Source organism: Ephemeroptericola cinctiostellae (assembly GCF_003339525.1).
GTDB classification, from domain to species: Bacteria; Pseudomonadota; Gammaproteobacteria; order Burkholderiales; family Burkholderiaceae; genus Hydromonas; species Hydromonas cinctiostellae.
Map to the genome: position 1 here is coordinate 2,148,884 of NZ_CP031124.1, position 17,835 is coordinate 2,166,718.

At 46.5% G+C, this 17,835-nt stretch carries 15 protein-coding genes and 1 pseudogene; 10 read left to right on the forward strand and 6 right to left on the reverse strand.

The annotated features are described in order from the left end of the window. Positions 1–95: 95 nt before the first annotated feature. Entirely contained in the window at positions 96–614 is a 519-nt protein-coding gene (locus DTO96_RS09645) for an FKBP-type peptidyl-prolyl cis-trans isomerase (RefSeq protein WP_114563297.1), read from the forward strand. 208 nt (positions 615–822) lie between these two features. Here DTO96_RS09645 and DTO96_RS09650 read toward each other — a convergent pair whose 3' ends face one another. Continuing rightward, positions 823–4,515, reverse strand: a complete 3,693-nt coding sequence (locus DTO96_RS09650; protein WP_114563298.1) for a beta strand repeat-containing protein — start codon at positions 4,513–4,515, stop codon at positions 823–825. 257 nt (positions 4,516–4,772) lie between these two features. On the opposite strand from DTO96_RS09650, the gene DTO96_RS09655 reads away from it, so the two are divergent. From DTO96_RS09655 to DTO96_RS09675, 5 genes are all read left to right on the forward strand, one after another. Further along, complete coding sequence (locus tag DTO96_RS09655) at positions 4,773–5,417, forward strand: response regulator transcription factor (protein ID WP_114563299.1); 645 nt, start codon at positions 4,773–4,775, stop codon at positions 5,415–5,417. Then, positions 5,418–7,253, forward strand: coding sequence for a hybrid sensor histidine kinase/response regulator (locus DTO96_RS09660; protein ID WP_114563300.1), 1,836 nt, complete (start codon positions 5,418–5,420; stop codon positions 7,251–7,253). A gap of 186 nt (positions 7,254–7,439) precedes the next feature. Beyond that, positions 7,440–8,180 (forward strand): MJ0042-type zinc finger domain-containing protein, encoded by a 741-nt coding sequence (locus DTO96_RS09665; protein ID WP_114563301.1) that lies wholly within the window; start codon positions 7,440–7,442, stop codon positions 8,178–8,180. Further along, positions 8,177–8,752: a chorismate--pyruvate lyase family protein gene (locus tag DTO96_RS09670; protein WP_114563302.1), complete on the forward strand. Its 576-nt coding sequence runs from the start codon at positions 8,177–8,179 to the stop codon at positions 8,750–8,752. The genes DTO96_RS09665 and DTO96_RS09670 overlap by 4 nt, the downstream gene beginning before the upstream one ends. 30 nt (positions 8,753–8,782) lie before the next feature. Further along, entirely contained in the window at positions 8,783–9,577 is a 795-nt protein-coding gene (locus tag DTO96_RS09675; RefSeq protein WP_114563303.1) for a hypothetical protein, read from the forward strand. Positions 9,578–9,841: 264 nt separating this feature from the next. Here DTO96_RS09675 and DTO96_RS09680 read toward each other — a convergent pair whose 3' ends face one another. The 3 genes from DTO96_RS09680 to DTO96_RS09690 all read right to left on the reverse strand — a co-directional run bounded on the left by DTO96_RS09680 (position 9,842) and on the right by DTO96_RS09690 (position 11,493). Then, the gene (locus DTO96_RS09680) at positions 9,842–10,123 is read right to left on the reverse strand and encodes a hypothetical protein (protein ID WP_157964396.1); all 282 of its coding nucleotides are present in this window, start codon (positions 10,121–10,123) and stop codon (positions 9,842–9,844) included. 318 nt (positions 10,124–10,441) lie between these two features. Beyond that, on the reverse strand, positions 10,442–10,873 hold the full coding sequence (locus DTO96_RS09685; RefSeq protein WP_114563305.1) for a CPBP family glutamic-type intramembrane protease: 432 nt from the start codon (positions 10,871–10,873) through the stop codon (positions 10,442–10,444). Next, positions 10,870–11,493, reverse strand: coding sequence for a CPBP family intramembrane glutamic endopeptidase (locus tag DTO96_RS09690; RefSeq protein ID WP_114563306.1), 624 nt, complete (start codon positions 11,491–11,493; stop codon positions 10,870–10,872). Before DTO96_RS09690 ends, DTO96_RS09685 begins: the two co-directional genes overlap by 4 nt. Before the next feature lie 145 nt (positions 11,494–11,638). Between DTO96_RS09690 and DTO96_RS09695 the strand changes: the two are divergent. Continuing rightward, positions 11,639–12,291: pseudogene (locus DTO96_RS09695) on the forward strand (IS1595 family transposase). Positions 12,292–12,452: 161 nt separating this feature from the next. Here the strand turns inward: DTO96_RS09695 and DTO96_RS09700 are convergent. After that, entirely contained in the window at positions 12,453–13,796 is a 1,344-nt protein-coding gene (locus tag DTO96_RS09700; protein ID WP_114563307.1) for an NAD(P)/FAD-dependent oxidoreductase, read from the reverse strand. 218 nt (positions 13,797–14,014) lie between these two features. Continuing rightward, a complete protein-coding gene (locus tag DTO96_RS09705) occupies positions 14,015–15,367 on the reverse strand; it encodes a dicarboxylate/amino acid:cation symporter (protein WP_114563308.1) in 1,353 nt (450 codons plus the stop codon). A gap of 449 nt (positions 15,368–15,816) precedes the next feature. Here DTO96_RS09705 and tolQ point away from each other — a divergent pair, with 449 nt between their 5' ends. Genes tolQ through DTO96_RS09720 form a run of 3 tightly spaced genes read left to right on the forward strand, consistent with a single transcriptional unit; the run spans position 15,817 to position 17,749 of the window. After that, positions 15,817–16,488 (forward strand): protein TolQ, encoded by a 672-nt coding sequence (tolQ, locus tag DTO96_RS09710; protein ID WP_114563309.1) that lies wholly within the window; start codon positions 15,817–15,819, stop codon positions 16,486–16,488. After that, positions 16,485–16,916 carry an ExbD/TolR family protein gene (locus DTO96_RS09715; RefSeq protein ID WP_114563310.1) on the forward strand — a complete coding sequence of 144 codons (432 nt, stop codon included), beginning with the start codon at positions 16,485–16,487 and terminating at the stop codon, positions 16,914–16,916. Before tolQ ends, DTO96_RS09715 begins: the two co-directional genes overlap by 4 nt. A 5-nt stretch (positions 16,917–16,921) precedes the next feature. Then, entirely contained in the window at positions 16,922–17,749 is an 828-nt protein-coding gene (locus DTO96_RS09720; protein ID WP_114563311.1) for a TonB C-terminal domain-containing protein, read from the forward strand. Positions 17,750–17,835: the final 86 nt, after the last annotated feature.

Sequence of the window (17,835 nt, forward strand, 5' to 3'; positions counted from 1 at the left end):
AATAGTACCGTTAAAAATGCGTGCCTTAAAGATTTAAGCAAAACTGTCATTCTTTTTTATCTAGATTTTATCAACATCCCTATTGAAAGCGTCGCATGAAAATCGCAAAAAACACCGTCGTCACCCTCAGCATGGCTGTCACTGACGCACAAAACAACCCTATCGAAGAAACATCAGGCGACGGTTTTACATACCTTCACGGCGGCTACGATGATTTTTTCCCAAAAATTGAAGAAGCGCTTGAAGGTCAAGAAGTTGGTTTTGAAACCACAGTCCAACTCGAACCAGATGACGCCTTTGGTGAGTACGATGCTGAATTGGTTCGCGTTGAAGACCGCTCTTTATTCCCAAAAGACATCGAAGCAGGCATGATGTTTGAAGGCATCCCTGAAGGCGGTTCTGAAGATGACATGGAGTTTTTCACCATCACCGATATCGAAGGCGACAAAGTGGTTCTCGATGGCAATCACCCACTCGCCGGTCAAGCATTGCGCTGCAATGTTAAAGTGACTGAAGTGCGTGAAGCAACTGAGGAAGAAATCGAACATGAACACGTCCATGGTGCAGATGGCCATGACCACGATCACGACGATGAGCATGGTACTGTTCACTGATTGAACAAAATAAATCAATAAAAAAGAGTGCATGTTATGCACTCTTTTTTATTGGTGAAAGCTGCCCCTATTTCGCCATACCGTGATTGGCACGGCCTCTCTAAAAGCAGGAAATACGAGACAAACCTGCAATAACGTATCGAATTTCTTATGGTTTTGACCATACTGCCATATTAACTTAACGTTTTTGATCCAACATTTTTTACCACTAAACCCAGTTTGCCGCAATCACAGGATTCAAAGCGGTTTGATAGCTGGAGGGTAAAGTAGTTTGTCCAGCAGCAGGCGGCGAAAATGCAGACATGGCCGCAACCAAAGCATTCACGTTGCCATCCGCCAGTGTCTTGCCTCCTGCAGTGATGGACTCGACATGGTTGGCACTGCTGACATACCAATTCTTAATGGTGACTTTATCTGTGGTGCCAATCACACTCACCACCAAATCATTGCCCGTATGGGTCAACCAGAGTTGGCTGTTGGTCACACCGGTTTGGAATGCCAAGGTGTCGCTGTTGCCCACCGTTGCATCGGCATCGGTCAATGTGTCTTGACCATCGCCACGATTAAATTGGTAGGTGTCATTGCCAGTGCCACCAAATAAGGTGTCATTGCCTAGGCCTGCGTACAAAGTGTCGTTACCACCATTGCCCACCATAAAATCATTGCCCGCTTGTCCGACCAAAGCATTGGCATACACGCTGCCATTCAAGGTGTCGTTGCCGAGTCCGCCACGGAGGTTTTCAATATTGTAAAAGATGTCCAAGCCTGCACCCACGGTGTTTTGCTGGGTCGCAAGGCGCAAATCAACGCTGACAGCCGCAGTTGAGTCGAAGTAGTCCGCCCAGTCATTGCCATCCCCCCCACTTAAGCTGTCATTGCCCAAACCACCATTCAGGATGTCGTTGCCAGCCCCACCGATGAGGTTGTCATTGCCTGCATTACCAAACAGAGCGTCGTTCCCAGCTTGACCATCAAGCACATTGTCTGAGGCATTGCCTTTCAGATTGTCGTTGGCACTGCCAGCACGAACGTTTTCAATGTTTGTGAGGGTATCTGAACCACCCGCACCCGTGACTTGAACCGTTGTGATGTTCAAATTGACATTGACACTGGCCGTCATGTCGACATAATCGGCCCAATCGATCCCATCGCCACCATTCAATACATCGTTGCCTAAACCGCCACGCAACGTGTCATTGCCTGTACCACCATCCAGAGTGTCGTTGCCCGCAAAACCCAGCAAGGAGTCGTTGCCCGCCATGCCCGATAAAGCATTTGCAATCGCATTACCTCGAAGCATGTCATTGGCACTGCCACCACGGGCATTTTCAATGCTGTGCAGAGTATCAAGCCCACCCGCATTGGTGTTTTGCTGTATGGTCACCCCCAAGTCAACGGCGACAGCAGCAGTCATGTCGCTGTAATCGGCCCAATCCGTACCATAACCACCATCCATCTCATCATTACCTGCACCACCCCTCAAGATGTCATTGCCTGCATCACCAAATAAATAATCGTTACCAGCCAAACCCATGAGGAGGTTATTGGCAGAGTTACCTGAGAGCCAGTTGTTCAATGCATTGCCTGCACCATTGGCCGCAGCATTACCCACCAAATAAAGCTCTTCAACGTTGGCGGACAAAGTGAAACTGCTTGTGCTGAACACGGAGTCAATCCCTGCATTTGCAGCCTCAGTCACCACATCGCTGCTGTTGTCCACAACATACATGTCGTCACCAAGTCCACCTGCCATTGAATCAACGCCTGCACCACCACTCAAATAGTCATCGCCTGCATTGCCTGTGAGCGTGTCAGCGGCAGATGTGCCCACAAAAGTATGGTTGACCAGATCATCCAGCGTCCAAATGGTTCCATCCTCAAACACGATATTCTGAATGGGGTTGTAAGCATTGTTAGGTCCTGTACTATAAAAATAGTTTTTAATGGTGATACTGTCTGCAGTACCTGCAATGGACAACACCAAGTCACTGCTGTTTGTGGATGAGTGAGTGGCAATAATTTCAGTAACCAACACCCCTGCCTTAAACTGCAACGTATTCAACTTCGTTGATGAAGTGTTGTAATCAGACGCAATCTCGTCTGCCCCATCCCCTTTGCCAAACACGTACGTGTCATTGCCATCATAGCCATAGAGCAAATCATTACCCGCACCACCCGTGATGGTATCCGCCAAAGCGGTGCCCACAATCGTGTCATCACCAACACCACCGGTCATCGCTTGCAAGCGAATGCGGTCTAAATTCCAAACAGTGCCATCATTGAACACAAACTGTTGAACTGGGTTGGATGAGTTGCTTGGCGTGCCATTTGATGAACTACTAAAGAAGTTGTTGATAAAAACAGAATCCGTGGTGCCCGCAATGCTCACCAAAATAGCAGAACCTGAACGTGTCACAACCAATTCACTCGGCGCAACACCCGCCTTAAACAACAATGTATTCAATTTGCCAGATGAAGTATCATAATCAGAAGCAATCTCGTCTGCCCCATCCCCTTTGCCAAACACGTACGTGTCATTGCCATCATAGCCATAGAGCAAATCATTACCCGCACCACCCGTGATGGTATCCGCCAAAGCGGTGCCCACAATCGTGTCATCACCAACACCACCGGTCATCGCTTGCAAGCGAATGCGGTCTAAATTCCAAACAGTGCCATCATTGAACACAAACTGTTGAACCGGGTTGGATGAGTTGCTTGGCGTGCCATTTGATGAACTACTAAAGAAGTTGTTGATAAAAACAGAATCCGTGGTGCCCGCAATGCTCACCAAAATAGCAGAACCTGAACGTGTCACAACCAATTCACTCGGCGCAACACCCGCCTTAAACAACAATGTATTCAATTTGCCAGATGAAGTATCATAATCAGAAGCAATCTCGTCTGCCCCATCCCCTTTGCCAAACACGTACGTGTCATTGCCATCATAGCCATAGAGCAAATCATTACCCGCACCACCCGTGATGGTATCCGCCAAAGCGGTGCCCACAATTGTGTCATCACCAACACCACCGGTCATCGCTTGCAAGCGAATGCGGTCTAAATTCCAAACAGTGCCATCATTGAACACAAACTGTTGAACCGGGTTGGATGAGTTGCTTGGCGTGCCATTTGATGAACTACTAAAGAAGTTGTTGATAAAAACAGAATCCGTGGTGCCCGCAATGCTCACCAAAATAGCAGAACCTGAACGTGTCACAACCAATTCACTCGGCGCAACACCCGCCTTAAACAACAATGTATTCAATTTGCCAGATGAAGTATCATAATCAGAAGCAATCTCGTCTGCCCCATCCCCTTTGCCAAACACGTACGTGTCATTGCCATCATAGCCATAGAGCAAATCATTACCCGCACCACCCGTGATGGTATCCGCCAAAGCGGTGCCCACAATTGTGTCATCACCAACACCACCGGTCATCGCTTGCAAGCGAATGCGGTCTAAATTCCAAACAGTGCCATCATTGAACACAAACTGTTGAACCGGGTTGGATGAGTTGCTTGGCGTGCCATTTGATGAACTACTAAAGAAGTTGTTGATAAAAACAGAATCCGTGGTGCCCGCAATGCTCACCAAAATAGCAGAACCTGAACGTGTCACAACCAATTCACTCGGCGTAATCCCCTCCTTAAACAACAACGTATTTAATTTTGTTGATGAACTATCGGAATCATAAAAAATCTCGTCTGCGCCATCGCCTTTACCAAATACATACGTGTCATTGCCTGATTCACCATACAACATGTCATTACCCGAGCCACCTTCTAATGTATCATTGCCAGCATCGCCTTTCAGTGTGTCATCACCAGCCAAGCCGTACAACCCATCTGCACCTACTGAGCCAACCAAATAATCGTTTCCTGAAGTTCCATTAGCCATTGTTTTCCCCTTAATTATTGTTTGAACACATCCGACCTAAAAACACTTACGAATATTTACAAGTGTTTAATATAAATTTCAATATCTATCTATATGAGAATTATCTTCGCATTTATATTAAAAATCAACCCTACTAAAGTAGGATGTTTTATGAAGATAAACTTGTTATCATGTATTGCCTCCCGCAAAGCGGCAATCTAGAATATCGTGCACATGAATAGCGCATAAATAAATGTGTATAAAAACGTGATTTCGTCATGAACACAAACGCCCCCCACGCCATCGTCATTGATGACCACCCATTGGTCGCACGTGGCATTGCTAACTTCTTAACATCACATTGTCATTTTGAGCAAGCACATGCTGTTTCAAACGTGGCTACTCTATGGCAACAGCTTCAACACCACACCCCTCAACTCATCGTGCTTGATTTTTGGTTACCTGAAGGCACATCACTGCCCTTGCTGAAACAATTACACGAGCAATACCCAAAAACAGCGGTACTGATCATCAGCGCCGATGATGATGCGGCCATTCAAAATAAGGTCTGCACCATGGGGGCCAGTGGATTCATTCACAAACAAGAATCTCCCGATGTGTTTGCTCAAGTAGTGGCTACGCTGCTGATGGGGAAAACGTGGTTTCAAAGCTCTGCGGATTGCATTCAACGCAATGTGCAACCCAAAGAAATTCCAGTGACGGCGGCAGAGCTTGGATTGACTGCACGGCAGGGTGAAGTGCTGATCATGGTGCTGATGGGTTTGCCCAATAAACGCATTGCTCAAAAGCTGTCGCTGTCTGAACAAACCGTCAAAGAGCATGTCACTTGTATCCTTGAACGGCTTCAGGTTAAAACCCGCATTGAAATCATCACCAAATTGCGCGGTAGACGGGTGGAATGAATGTGGCGCACAAAACAAACACCCGACACCGCACACAACCAGACAGAATCCATTCATTTAGACCGCATCAGTGTGTCAGGTAAGCTGCGTCTATTGGACATGGCCTATTCTAGGCTGCGTTTTGGCGTTTTTTCCATGCCTTATGTGTCGATTATTTTGGCATGGTTTTATCAACGAACAAACGGTGGTGATTATCGCGTGCTGATGTGGTCGGCTGCTTATTTTATCGCAGCCATCACCTCATGTTTTATACACCAAGCGTATCGACGTGATGCCCAACGACTTTCAGCTGAATTGATGTACCTAAAATGGCTGCCCATTGTTCAAAAATCCGCCTTGCTCCATGGCTTTGGTCTGTTTATTCTGCTGCCATTGGTCAGCCAAACCGCCATTTTTGAATTCAAATACATCTATATTTTAACAATAGCGGCCATCATGGCTGGCAATGCCACACACCAAGCGCCGATTTTAAGCATTTTTAAACGATTCTTTATGGTGGGATGGAATGGCACCGTATTGTTGATCCCGTGGACACTGCATGATGCAGAATGGCCCTACGCCATGCTGCTTTCTATCTCCTATAGCTTGGGCATGTACCGACACGCTAAAATTTCGCATCACTTTTTTGTCCGAATGGTGTGGCTGGAAGAAGAAGGTGCTCGACTGGCGAGCAATTATAAAGATGCCAAAGAAGCCGCTGAAGAAGCGCTCAAAGTAAAAAATGTCTTCCTCACCACAGCCAGCCACGATTTGCGGCAACCCGTGCACGCCATGGGTTTTTTAATTGAATCAATCTCCCGCCGCAACACAGACCCCTCATTGCGCTCTTCTTTGATGGATTTAAAACAAAGCGTTCACTCCGTGACGCAAATGTTCAATTCATTGTTGGATCTATCAAAAATAGAAGCTGGGGCCGTGCAAATCAAAAATGAAATCATCGCTTTGGATCCACTCATTGAAGATGTGGTCTCAATCTTCCATGAGGAAGCAAAATCCAGGGGTTTACAATTGCGCATTAAATCCACGCACAATCAAGCCGCAGTCGATGCCGATGCCATGTTGTTGCGCCAATCCATCAGCAATTTAATACACAACGCGCTGCGTTACACCAAGCATGGAGGGGCTTTGATTTCAGCCAGAAAACGCAACAACGACTGGCAAATTGAGGTGTGGGACACAGGCATTGGGGTCGCAGCTGAGGATCAAAACAACATTTATTCGCCTTTTTTTCGCCATCAACACGCATGGCGCATTGACAGCGAAGGCCACGGACTTGGGCTTGCCGTGGTCGCCCGCTGTGCGGGGCTCATGGGGGCAACATATGGATTCACATCACGAGATGGCCGTGGCTCAAAATTTTGGCTGCGCTTGCCAGCAGTAGCAAATGACACTCAAGCAGCGCTTCGAGCTCAAGATGCACACGCTGCAACATACACCCATGCGTATTTACACCCCTTGTCTGGGCAATGCCTTATTGTCGATGATGACCCTCTGGTGTGCCAAGCATGGGAGTCACTGCTATTGTCATGGCATGTGCAGGTTCGATGCGTCGCCTCATCGCTCCAAGCATTATCCGCCATAAACGCGGGTTTTCAGCCTCAGGTCATTTTGTGTGACCAAAGGCTGCGTGCAGGAGAAAGTGGTTTTGATGTTTTGCGTGGATTATTAGAACGCTGTCCAAATGCACGTGGTGCCATGATCAGTGGAGAATTCGACTCCCCTGAGCTGAGACAGGCCGAGCATGAAGGCTACCTTGTGCTGCACAAACCTTTAGATCCAGAAAAACTGCATGTCCTTTTGACACGCTGGTTAAGTCAACTCGATTCAAATCAATAAACAATAAAGGTTCAGCATTCAGTCGTCATTTGAGCCCTCAACAAACGCCCCATCCTTGCAATCCATCACAGGGCTTTGCCCTTCAAGCACATTTTTAAATGAAGCCCATAAAAATTACCGACTTTTTTTAACCCCGTCGGCTGTAAACCGTTAAAATACACACAACCAATCACAGATGGATTTTCAATGAACACTTTCGGCACGCGTTGCCCTGCTTGTTTGACCGCATTCAAAGTGAATGCCGACTTATTGCGCTTGCATGATGGGTATGGCACGTGTGGTCAATGTGCGCATGCCTTTGATATGCAGGCCGCATTATTTCTGTTGCCCCCCCATGACATTCATTTCATTGATGTCCCTGCAACAACAGATCAGCAAAGGCCAGAACTCAATGCCATCGTCACCATCCTGGATGACCGTGCTGAAACACCGATTGCAAAAGACACCAACACAGCCCCAATATCACGAGATGGTGCCCTTAAACGCATCAATCCAGTCAGCTTTGTACCGCAACCAATCACGGACATGTTTTATCGTGTGACAAATAACAACGAGCTGCATGCACCCGCGATTTTTGTACCATCCACCAAGTCAACAAAGCCAACCGAGCCGACTGAGTCTGCCCACGCAACAAACAACATCAGTTTTCACACAGAACAGCCAACCACAACAGAAATCCCTTTAACCGCACCGATTGCCAAAGTGGCGCCTGTCGTCATCACTTACAATGCGCCTCCAGTCAGTGTGTTACAGGGGGTCAATGGTGGAAAATCAGTTCATACCAAATGGATCAATGCCGCTTGTTGGGTGCTACTTGTGGGCGCATGTTTGCAAACCGCAGGCCTGTTTTCTCGTGAAGTCAGCCGCACCCTACCTTTCACTCGAGCGGTGTATGAACAACTGCATTTACCCACGGATCGCGGATGAGTCGTGCGCTTCATTCACCTTGGCAGTGGCATGTCCCGCGGATTGATTTGTCTCACACCCATTGGTTAACCGATTCAGGCTCTTTGACTCAAAAATTAAAAAACCACTGCCAGCATTTCTCAGTTCAACGCATCAATCAATTGTCATCCCCTTTGAGTTTATCGGAAACCATCCCGATGCAGCTGCCCCGTGGTCGATCTGTATTACAACGTCAAGTGTTGCTCATTTGTAATGGTGTGCCTGCTGTGTTCGCCCACACCGTCACACCGATAGAACGTGTGGGTCGCGACTGGCCCTTTTTCAATCAATTGGGCAACCGCGCATTGGGCGTGGCATTGTTTTCTAACCCATTGATTCGTCGCGATTCGTTCGAATACACGCGCTTGTGCTCGCAAGATGACTTGTATCAAATGGCTCAAAGGGCATTAAATGGGCATGGCTTTGACATTGCACTGCCCAGCCACTTATGGGCACGCCGTTGCGTGTTCACGCACACCCGCCATGCCAACAGCCGAATGATGGTCACAGAGGTCATGTTGCCATCCGTTTATGCGCTTCAACCCACCCCTTAAATCCCACTGGGGTTTCATATTTGGATCACCATGCTCGACACCTCAGCCCTAAAAACCATGCGCCCCTTGTTCATCACGCCATGTTATGGCGCCATGGTGACCAGTGCATTCACCACCAGCCTGCTTGCGCTCAACAATGCACTGTGGCAAGTGGGCATGAACGCACAGATCCAACTCAACCCTGGCGACAGCCTTGTGACCCGTGCACGCAATAATTCAGTCGTCCAATTTTTAGCCGCACCCGAGTTCACCCATTTATTTTGGATTGATGCCGATGTCGGTTTCACGCCTGACGCAGTGTTTCGACTTTTGTTGGCAGATCGTGATGTGGCCGCAGGCGCTTACCCGATCAAACGCATCCATTGGCCTGAACAAATGCCAGCAGGCATGAGCAGCACTGACTTCATCAACGCGCACACCGCATTCCCTGTGAATGCAGCACACGGCAATCAAAGCATGGCTTTGCACATTGATGGCGATGGTTTTTTAGAGGTCTCTGAAGCCCCTACAGGTTTTATGGCGATTAAACGCGAAGTGCTGATCACCATGATGGCTCGTTTACCTGAACTCAGATACACGCCCGATGGCCCACCCGATCGCCCGCATCGAGATTTGTTTTACCGCTTTTTCGACGTGATGGTTGAACCCGAGACCAACCGTTATTTATCTGAGGATTACGCTTTTTGCCGACGCTGGCGTGATTTGGGCGGTAAAGTCTATATCGACACCACCTCAAAACTACAGCACCAAGGGCCATATACTTTCTCTGGGGATTTTCAAGAAACTTACCGCTTAAATCCAGACATGGCCTGTGGCGGGGTTTAAAAACAACAAGAAACTCACGGGACAGCCTACTCATCACAGGCGATTTGTCAGATAGTCTAGAGAATAAGCGACAAGGCATGGCTTGGCACAAGCGCAAAAATTCAGCTATACTGCTTTCAAGCAGCGCGTCTGTTTGCGCATCTCGCACAAACACGGAAAGCCCACCTGAACGAAACCGAACAGGCAGGACATTCAAAGCACAATCACAAACCCTCCGCCAAGATGACTTGTGATTGCGCCAAACAACATTCCAAAGGCGGCTGCTTACTTCGCTGGCTGCCAGAGCGATTCCCAGTTTTGCTCTGTAGCAAATACACCCAAAGCCCAGCATATAGGCTCTAAAACCAAGCGAATCAATTTACCCCGCCAACTACCTTTTTCAACCACACCCATTTGATACGCTAGCTCTTGAGCACGGTATTTAGCAATAGGAAACATCAATTTTTCAGCAAGCTGAGATTTACGCATCAAACAAACATAAGGAATCGCCCAAACATGGTAGCCACGAACAGTTGTGGGTGACAGATTTTTAAATGTAAACGCCATGTCCGCACGCCAAACTGTTTGATCAAGCATGCCTTTTCGATAGAAGTGAGTACAGATGACACGACAGCTGCTTGATGTTGCTCCGTGCACTGCTCCAACTACTGCGGCAGCTGCTGTAATAGCTCCTTGGTAAGGCCCTCCAATTCCTTGTACACTTTTAGCCGCGCTGCTAGCACCTTGACTAATAGGGCTCGCACAGCTGCTTGCTGAGAAACCACTACGGCTGCTGTTACCACCATCTCCATTACCATCTCGGCCACCACAAACTAACTTTAGTTCGTCTGCATTTAATATGCAGTTGCATTTTTTACCCTACATTCAAATAAAATGGACAAAACCTGTTAATACGTAATACATGGCGGAGAGTAAAACACAAAAAGAAACTCGCTTACTCCTTTGATATACCGCACACATCAACAGGGAAAAAAGAAACTTACTGATGCAATCAAATCCAAGCAACGCATCCGTTCGCTCCATGAAAGTATATGGCCTGCCATTGCCATACACGAACATCAGGTAAAACACAGAGGTGATGATATAGGCCATCCAAACGGGCACACGCCCACCCTCCAGCAGTTTTTGAAAAGTAAAGCCACGAATGGCAAATTCAGACATGCAAACCCAAAAAAATACATATATAAAGTAATAAGCCCCGAAACCATCAAATTCATCAATCTGTATCAGTGAGCATGATAAAAAAGCGACGTGTAAGGCAATGAAAAAGACAAACAACATTAGTATTTTTTTCACATTAATGCCCCTTGAAGTAAACTTTGAAGAACAAATAAAGCGTTCCAAGTTGCATGAAACAGAATATTGAATTTGATATTTCTGTATTTCAGGTAAATGGTATTGGCACAAAAGCTAAAAATAAACAAACCAATCCCCCTACCCAAGAAAGCACCATACATGGTATATCGCTCCCCTCCCTCTGGGGATATGAATGCATACCGAACAAAAACCCACAAGTCAATATGCACGCTGATGAATAGCATGGTGACGATCACACTGGCATAATTCGCTTTAATATAAAACTTGCTCAACTTTGATGTTTTTAATAACTTTTCCAACAGATAACCTCGAAATGCAAATTCCTCGGCAATCGCGGCTAAAAACACTTGAACAAATATCATGTCAAGCAACCTCAATAAACTGAGAGATTGAGTTCGCCATGCGTTAGCCCCAAGGCCTCCAGTCAAAATCAAATACAGGAAAAGCAGCCCAATTGGCCACATAAAAAACTTGTCCTTGATGAGGTCAACCCAGCTGGATTTTGAATTTAAACTCCCCTTTTCACCTTCATTTGCATCGAGAGAAAACAAGCAATCGCCGCCACTCAATGCATCACTATTATTTTTATCTGGTTTCAATTCACAAACTCCAATCAAGATTAAGCATTTGCCTGATTACTCTTAAAAAAACATTCAAAGCCAAGCAAAAACCCATTTAAAAACACGTTAATTTTAACTTTAATTTTGGGGCTGTAGTAGATTAGCATCATGATATGCTAATAAAATGAAACTAACCCATTGTAAGTTAAGCAAAAATACCCAACGTAGGTTACTTGAGTATTTTGTGCTCGAAGTGACCGCACGTTCGGCTGCCGATTTACTCGGCATACAGCCAAACAGTGCGGCCTTGTTTTACCGCAAAATCAGAGCAATCATTGCCTATCATTTAGAACTGGAGGCTGATGAAGTCTTTGAAGGTCACGTTGAACTTGACGAGAGTTACTTTGCTGGTGCTCGTAAAGGTCGACGTGGCGTGGTGCGGCTGGTAAAACGGCTGTGTTTGGGATCTTAAAACGCGGCGGTAAAGCTTATACCAAAGTCGTTGTCGATACCAAAGCATCTACGCTAATGCCCATTATTACTAGCAAAATCGCGCCTGACAGCGTGGTTTATACTGATTGTTGTCGCAGTTACAATGCTTTGGATGTGAGCGGCTTTTATCATGAGCGCATCAATCATTCTCGATTGTTTGCTACAGGTAAAAACCACATCAATGGCGTTGAGAATTTTTGGAATCAAGCCAAACGTGTACTGCGAAAATACAATGAAATTAACCAAAAAACCTTTCCTTTGTTCCTGAAAGAGGGTGAGTTTAGATTTAACTACGGCACTCCAAAAAATCAGTTTAAAATACTCAAATCTTGGACTGGTATTTAACCTAATCTACTACAGCCCCTTAATTTATGTAAAAAGAAATAGCTATTTGTAAACAAATTCACAATTTTCACAAGCAATTGATTTTCAATTAAAAACCATAAAAAATCGTGGGCATCCCCACGATTTTTTATGGTCATGCAACTTCATTGCAATCAGTGTAATCAATGCAATTTCACATGAGGTTCAGTGCGCCGCACAATCATGCGTGCAACGGTATCCAAAGTCACCTTTGTCGCCCCATGCAAAGCCAATTCATGTTTTTTATACAAAGACACGTACATCAACTTGGCAAACGCTCCCTCCACCATCAAGCTACCGCCCACCAATCCGCCCATCATACTGCCCACCGTGCTGTACTCACCCAAAGACACCAAAGAACCAAAATCTTTGTACTGATAATCCTTCAAAGGCTCTCCTTTTAAACGACGTCGCATTTGTGCGAGCATATGCGTTGCTTGTTGATTCGCCGCCTGTGCACGAGGAGGCACAGTGCCATTTTTTTCAGGCCACGGGCATGCGGCACAATCTCCAATCGCAAAAATATCGTCATCCAATGTGGTTTGTAAAGTTTGCTTCACGACCAACTGGTTGATGCGATTGGTTTCCAAACCCGCAATGTTCTTCAAAAAATCAGGGGCTTTCACACCCGCCGCCCACACCGTTAACTCAGCAGGTATAAAGCTGCCATCGGCCAAATGTACGCCATCCTCAGCCACCCGCGCGACTTTAGCTCCCGTATGCACCTTGACCCCTTGTTTCGCAAGATAGGACTCCGTCGCATGTGACAAACGCGGTGGCAATGCAGGCAACACCCGATCAGCCGCTTCAATCACATGAATGCTCAAATCCTTGTCGGGATCAATCCGATCCAAGCCATAAGACACCACCTCGCGTGTGGTGCGATGCAACTCCGCCGCCAATTCAACACCTGTCGCTCCCGCCCCAATGATCGCCACTTGCAGCTGCTCAGGTCGCAATTGACCCGGTTGTGAATGCGCACGAATACAGGCATTGACCATCTTCCGATGAAAGCGCGTCGCATCGTCAGTGGACTCCAATTTGAGTGCATGCTCTGCCACCCCAGGCGTACCAAAATCATTGCTCTGACTGCCGATGGCCATGATCAAAGTGTCGTATTGAAAGACCCGTTGACCCGTCACCTGAGTGCCATCTTCGTCCAAATGAGGCGCAACATGAACCTCTTTTTTTTCCCGATCCAAACCCGTCATCTCGCCCATCCGATAGCGAAAATGGTGCCAATGGGATTGCGCCAAAAAGTGCACTTCATGCGCATTCATGTCCATGCTGCCCGCCGCAATTTCATGCAATTTGGGCTTCCACACATGGGTTCTGGTTTTGTCAATCAAGGTGATTTGGGCTTTACCTTTTTTCCCCAACTGATCCCCCAAGCGTGTGGCCAACTCTAGGCCACCTGCACCCCCACCGACAATCACAATGCGATGGGCGGTGATACCCGTTTCATCATTTCTTGATGTGCTTCTCATCTCTCACTCCTAAAATAATATATTTTTACCAATCGTTTTACCGCAAATGACATCATTCAAAACACCCAATAAAAAATACTCAACTTGAAATCGACCGATCCTCTCTTTCTGGCCATCTGCATCTGACATTTCATATAAGACACAGGGGTAGGCATAAAAAAACGCCAACTAAAAAGTTGGCGCTTTAGGCATAAACATGGTGATTGACTCAGTTAAAATCATTTATCCATTTTATAAGTAATGTTATCGATGGCAGCTTCTGGCTCATCTGCATCCAAATCCGTTTCATTGTTCAATTGACGGTTCATGCGCTTTTCATCCAAATCACCAACCCATTTTGACACCACCACGGTCGCCACGCCGTTGCCAATCAAATTGGTCAAAGCACGTGCTTCTGACATGAAACGGTCAATGCCCAAAATCAAAGCCAAACCTGCCACAGGCACATTGCCCACAGCCGCCAAAGTTGAGGCCAACACAATAAAACCACTGCCTGTGACGCCCGCTGCACCTTTTGAAGTCACCAGCAACACCGCCAACATGGTCAATTGTTGACCCAAGCTCATGGGTGTATTGGTTGCTTGCGCAATGAACACCGCAGCCATGGTCAAATAAATCGCTGTACCATCCAAATTGAATGAGTAACCCGTTGGAATCACCAAACCGACAGTTGATTTTTTTGCGCCCAGATTTTCCATTTTCGCCATCATGCGCGGCAACACAGATTCAGACGATGATGTGCCCAATACAATCAACAGCTCTTCTTTAATGTAGCGGATGAATTTAAAAATTGAAAAACCATGGAATTTCGCCACCAAGCCCAAAACCACAAAGATAAAGAACAAGCAAGTGGCATAAAATGTGCCCATCAAAGCAGCCAATGAAAACAACGATTTGATGCCAAATTTACCAATCGTGAAAGCCATTGCACCAAAAGCACCGATGGGCGCAAGCTTCATGATGTAACCAATGATACAGAACAAGACGTGTGAGAATTTTTCAATGAAATCAAACACCAATGTGCCACGACCACCAAAACGGTGCAATGCAAAACCAAACAAAACGGCAAACAATAAAACTTGCAACATTTCGCCTTTGGCAAAAGCATCCACAATCGTGGTTGGAATGATGTTCAAAAAGAAATCTGTTGTCGAACCCAAACCTGTTTTCGCATAACCGCTGACCGTTTCCATTTTTTTGGCATCCAACGCCAATGCCGCTGGATCAGCATTCATACCCGCACCAGGCTGAACCACATTCACAATCACCAAACCCACGATCAATGCGACCGTGCTCATAATTTCAAAGTACAGCAAAGCATAGCCACCTGTTTTGCCCACTTTTTTCATGTCTTCCATGCCCGCAATACCCACAACGACGGTGCAGAAAATAATTGGGGCAATCATCATTTTAATCAGTTTGATGAAACCATCTCCCAGTGGCTTCATCTGCTCACCCGTATAGGGTGAAAGATGCCCCACCAGAACACCAACGACAATTGCAACAATCACTTGAAAATACAAGCTTTTATACAGCGGTTCTTTGACCCCCGTAGTGGCATTAATAGACATATTGTCTCCTTTTATGGTTTAGAAATAAGGTGCTGAGTTTACGCCTTAATGACGACTTGGTTATATTTTTCGCTCTAGCGGATTTTACTTCGTAAATTACCATAAAAACAAGAATTATTCAGCCCTTGGTAAGAAATAATGCTTTCCTTCATAATTTTGACATGATTTTAATAACAGTCTGTTGTACTTGATTTAAACGGTGGAATTAAACAAAAGCCATCTCACCGCAATTCCTACACAAGGTCTGCGTTATAATTTGCCTACAAAAAATGGAAAAATCAATAACCTGCCTTTTCCGAACTTTAGGCTAGACTTTTCTGCCAAGGAGCACCGACACAAACCAAAACCGAATCAAAAGCTTGGGCAAAAAACAGGTTGACCTGCCCAATCTTCAAGCGGCTTAAAACGAACCTGTTCCGCATTTTCTTCTTCTCTTATTTTGACCCAACATGACCAATTTTTCCGCATTATCCTCTCTCGTCAGCAATGCCAGCCTGTTTGTTCAAGGTTTGATGTTACTGTTACTCATCATCTCCCTGATGTCATGGTTTTATATTTTTCGCAAATACATGCTGTTGAAACAAGCCCGCCAACAAACAGAAACCTTTGAAACTGAATTTTACAAAACCACATCATTAAGTAACCTGCACCAAGGCACGCTCGCCAATCGCCACACCATCGGTGGCATGGAACGTATTTTTTCCGCAGGCATGCAAAGTTTCGCCGACATCAGCGCACAAAACAAACCCGCTCCTGAAAAATTAGAATACGCCCAACGCGCCATGAAAGCCGCCTATCAACGAGAAATCGATCAGCTTGAAGCACATTTACCTTTCCTGGCTTCAATTGGCTCCGTCTCACCTTACATCGGTTTACTCGGCACGGTTTGGGGCATCATGAATGCATTCATTGGCCTGTCCACCACTCAGCAATCCACATTGGCCAGCGTTGCCCCGGGTATTGCCGAAGCCTTGATCGCCACCGCTTTGGGCTTATTCGCGGCCATCCCTGCTGTACTTGCATACAACCGTTATGTCGCTGAAGTCGATCGTTTATCGTTGCGCTATGAAAGCTTCATTGACGATTTTTCAAACACATTACAAGCACGAGGTGCAGCATGAGTTTAACGCCTTTGCGCCGCCGTTCGCGTCGCACCCGCGCTGAAATGAACGTCGTACCCTACATTGATGTGATGTTGGTGTTGTTGGTGATTTTCATGGTCACTGCGCCAATGATTCAAACAGGCGTATTGAAATTGCCATCGGTCGGCTCAGTGAGCCAACCCGAAGCGCCGCCAATCGTCGTGCAACTCGACACAAAGGGGCAATTGACCACGCAAGCAGGGGCTGAAACGCTGACCCACGCCAACCCAGCCGCGTTGATTCAATGGTTGAACACACGCAACGCCGAGTCCAATCAGGCCGTGGTCATCGCCGCTGATAAAGACGTGCCCTATGGCGATGTCATGGCCATCACCGATGCACTTAAACAAGCCAACATTCCCCGTGTCGGCCTGTTGCTCAGCAAAACAAGCCCTACCAAACCGTAATTCACATGACAGACACCGCCCTACATTCATTTAAAAGCAATCAAGCACAGGAACAATCTCAAGTTGTACCTGCGGTACTGACCGTGCTCGTACACCTTGCGCTGCTTGGCGTGTTGTATTTCGGCATGACTTTGCAAACACAACAGCCCGTTGAAGTTGAAATTTGGGATGGCGCTGGATTGGCAGCGGCCAACAACGCCACAGCGGCCTCAGCGGCAATCACCGCCTCACCCGCAATTGATTCACCCATCAACCCTGCCACTCAGTCCAATACCCAGCCCAAAGCTCAAACCGAAACAGCACACAAAGCAACTCCGATTGCCGTAGAACCGATTCAAGACAAACCCGAACCTGCTGACATCAGCACACCCACAACGCCCAAGAAAACCATTGAAAAAACACCATCGGCTGCACCTGTAACTCCCGTCATACCTGAGAAAGCTAAAACTGCTCCTAAAACTGAACTTAAACCAAGCACCACCAAATCAATAGAACCAGCAGTTAATTCCGCTGCACGCGCCGCCGCATTAGAACGTATGAAGGGCAGCAATACAGCCTCAAATGGACAAAGTACGGAGACTGGTGAGTCTCAAGCTTCTTATGGAGCACGCGTACGAAGTCGAATCGAATCCACTTTACCAAAAAAAGGTTTTAGTGCCTCTGTTCTTGTACGCGTAACATCAGGGGGAGTCGTCAGCAGCGCAAGCGTAACTCGTTCCAGCGGCAATGCAGAATGGGACAGTATTTTAGTTGCAAAGATTAAAGTCACAGGATTTCCAACACCTGTACATCCAGCAGCTTTGGTCGGCACCAACATTGTATTTAAACGTTGACTTATTAAAATCGACGCCCGTTTATCAACATCTCATATCGGAAAAACCGAAAGTACATTATTCACGTTTATAATAAAACGTCCTTA

Coding starts and splice junctions, on each gene's coding strand:
- DTO96_RS09645 (WP_114563297.1), top strand. CDS start 96: ATGAAAATCGCAAAAAACACCGTCGTCACCCTCAGCATGGCTGTCACT.
- DTO96_RS09650 (WP_114563298.1), bottom strand. CDS start 4,515: ATGGCTAATGGAACTTCAGGAAACGATTATTTGGTTGGCTCAGTAGGT.
- DTO96_RS09655 (WP_114563299.1), top strand. CDS start 4,773: ATGAACACAAACGCCCCCCACGCCATCGTCATTGATGACCACCCATTG.
- DTO96_RS09660 (WP_114563300.1), top strand. CDS start 5,418: ATGTGGCGCACAAAACAAACACCCGACACCGCACACAACCAGACAGAA.
- DTO96_RS09665 (WP_114563301.1), top strand. CDS start 7,440: ATGAACACTTTCGGCACGCGTTGCCCTGCTTGTTTGACCGCATTCAAA.
- DTO96_RS09670 (WP_114563302.1), top strand. CDS start 8,177: ATGAGTCGTGCGCTTCATTCACCTTGGCAGTGGCATGTCCCGCGGATT.
- DTO96_RS09675 (WP_114563303.1), top strand. CDS start 8,783: ATGCTCGACACCTCAGCCCTAAAAACCATGCGCCCCTTGTTCATCACG.
- DTO96_RS09680 (WP_157964396.1), bottom strand. CDS start 10,123: ATGGCGTTTACATTTAAAAATCTGTCACCCACAACTGTTCGTGGCTAC.
- DTO96_RS09700 (WP_114563307.1), bottom strand. CDS start 13,796: ATGAGAAGCACATCAAGAAATGATGAAACGGGTATCACCGCCCATCGC.
- DTO96_RS09705 (WP_114563308.1), bottom strand. CDS start 15,367: ATGTCTATTAATGCCACTACGGGGGTCAAAGAACCGCTGTATAAAAGC.
- tolQ (WP_114563309.1), top strand. CDS start 15,817: ATGACCAATTTTTCCGCATTATCCTCTCTCGTCAGCAATGCCAGCCTG.
- DTO96_RS09715 (WP_114563310.1), top strand. CDS start 16,485: ATGAGTTTAACGCCTTTGCGCCGCCGTTCGCGTCGCACCCGCGCTGAA.
- DTO96_RS09720 (WP_114563311.1), top strand. CDS start 16,922: ATGACAGACACCGCCCTACATTCATTTAAAAGCAATCAAGCACAGGAA.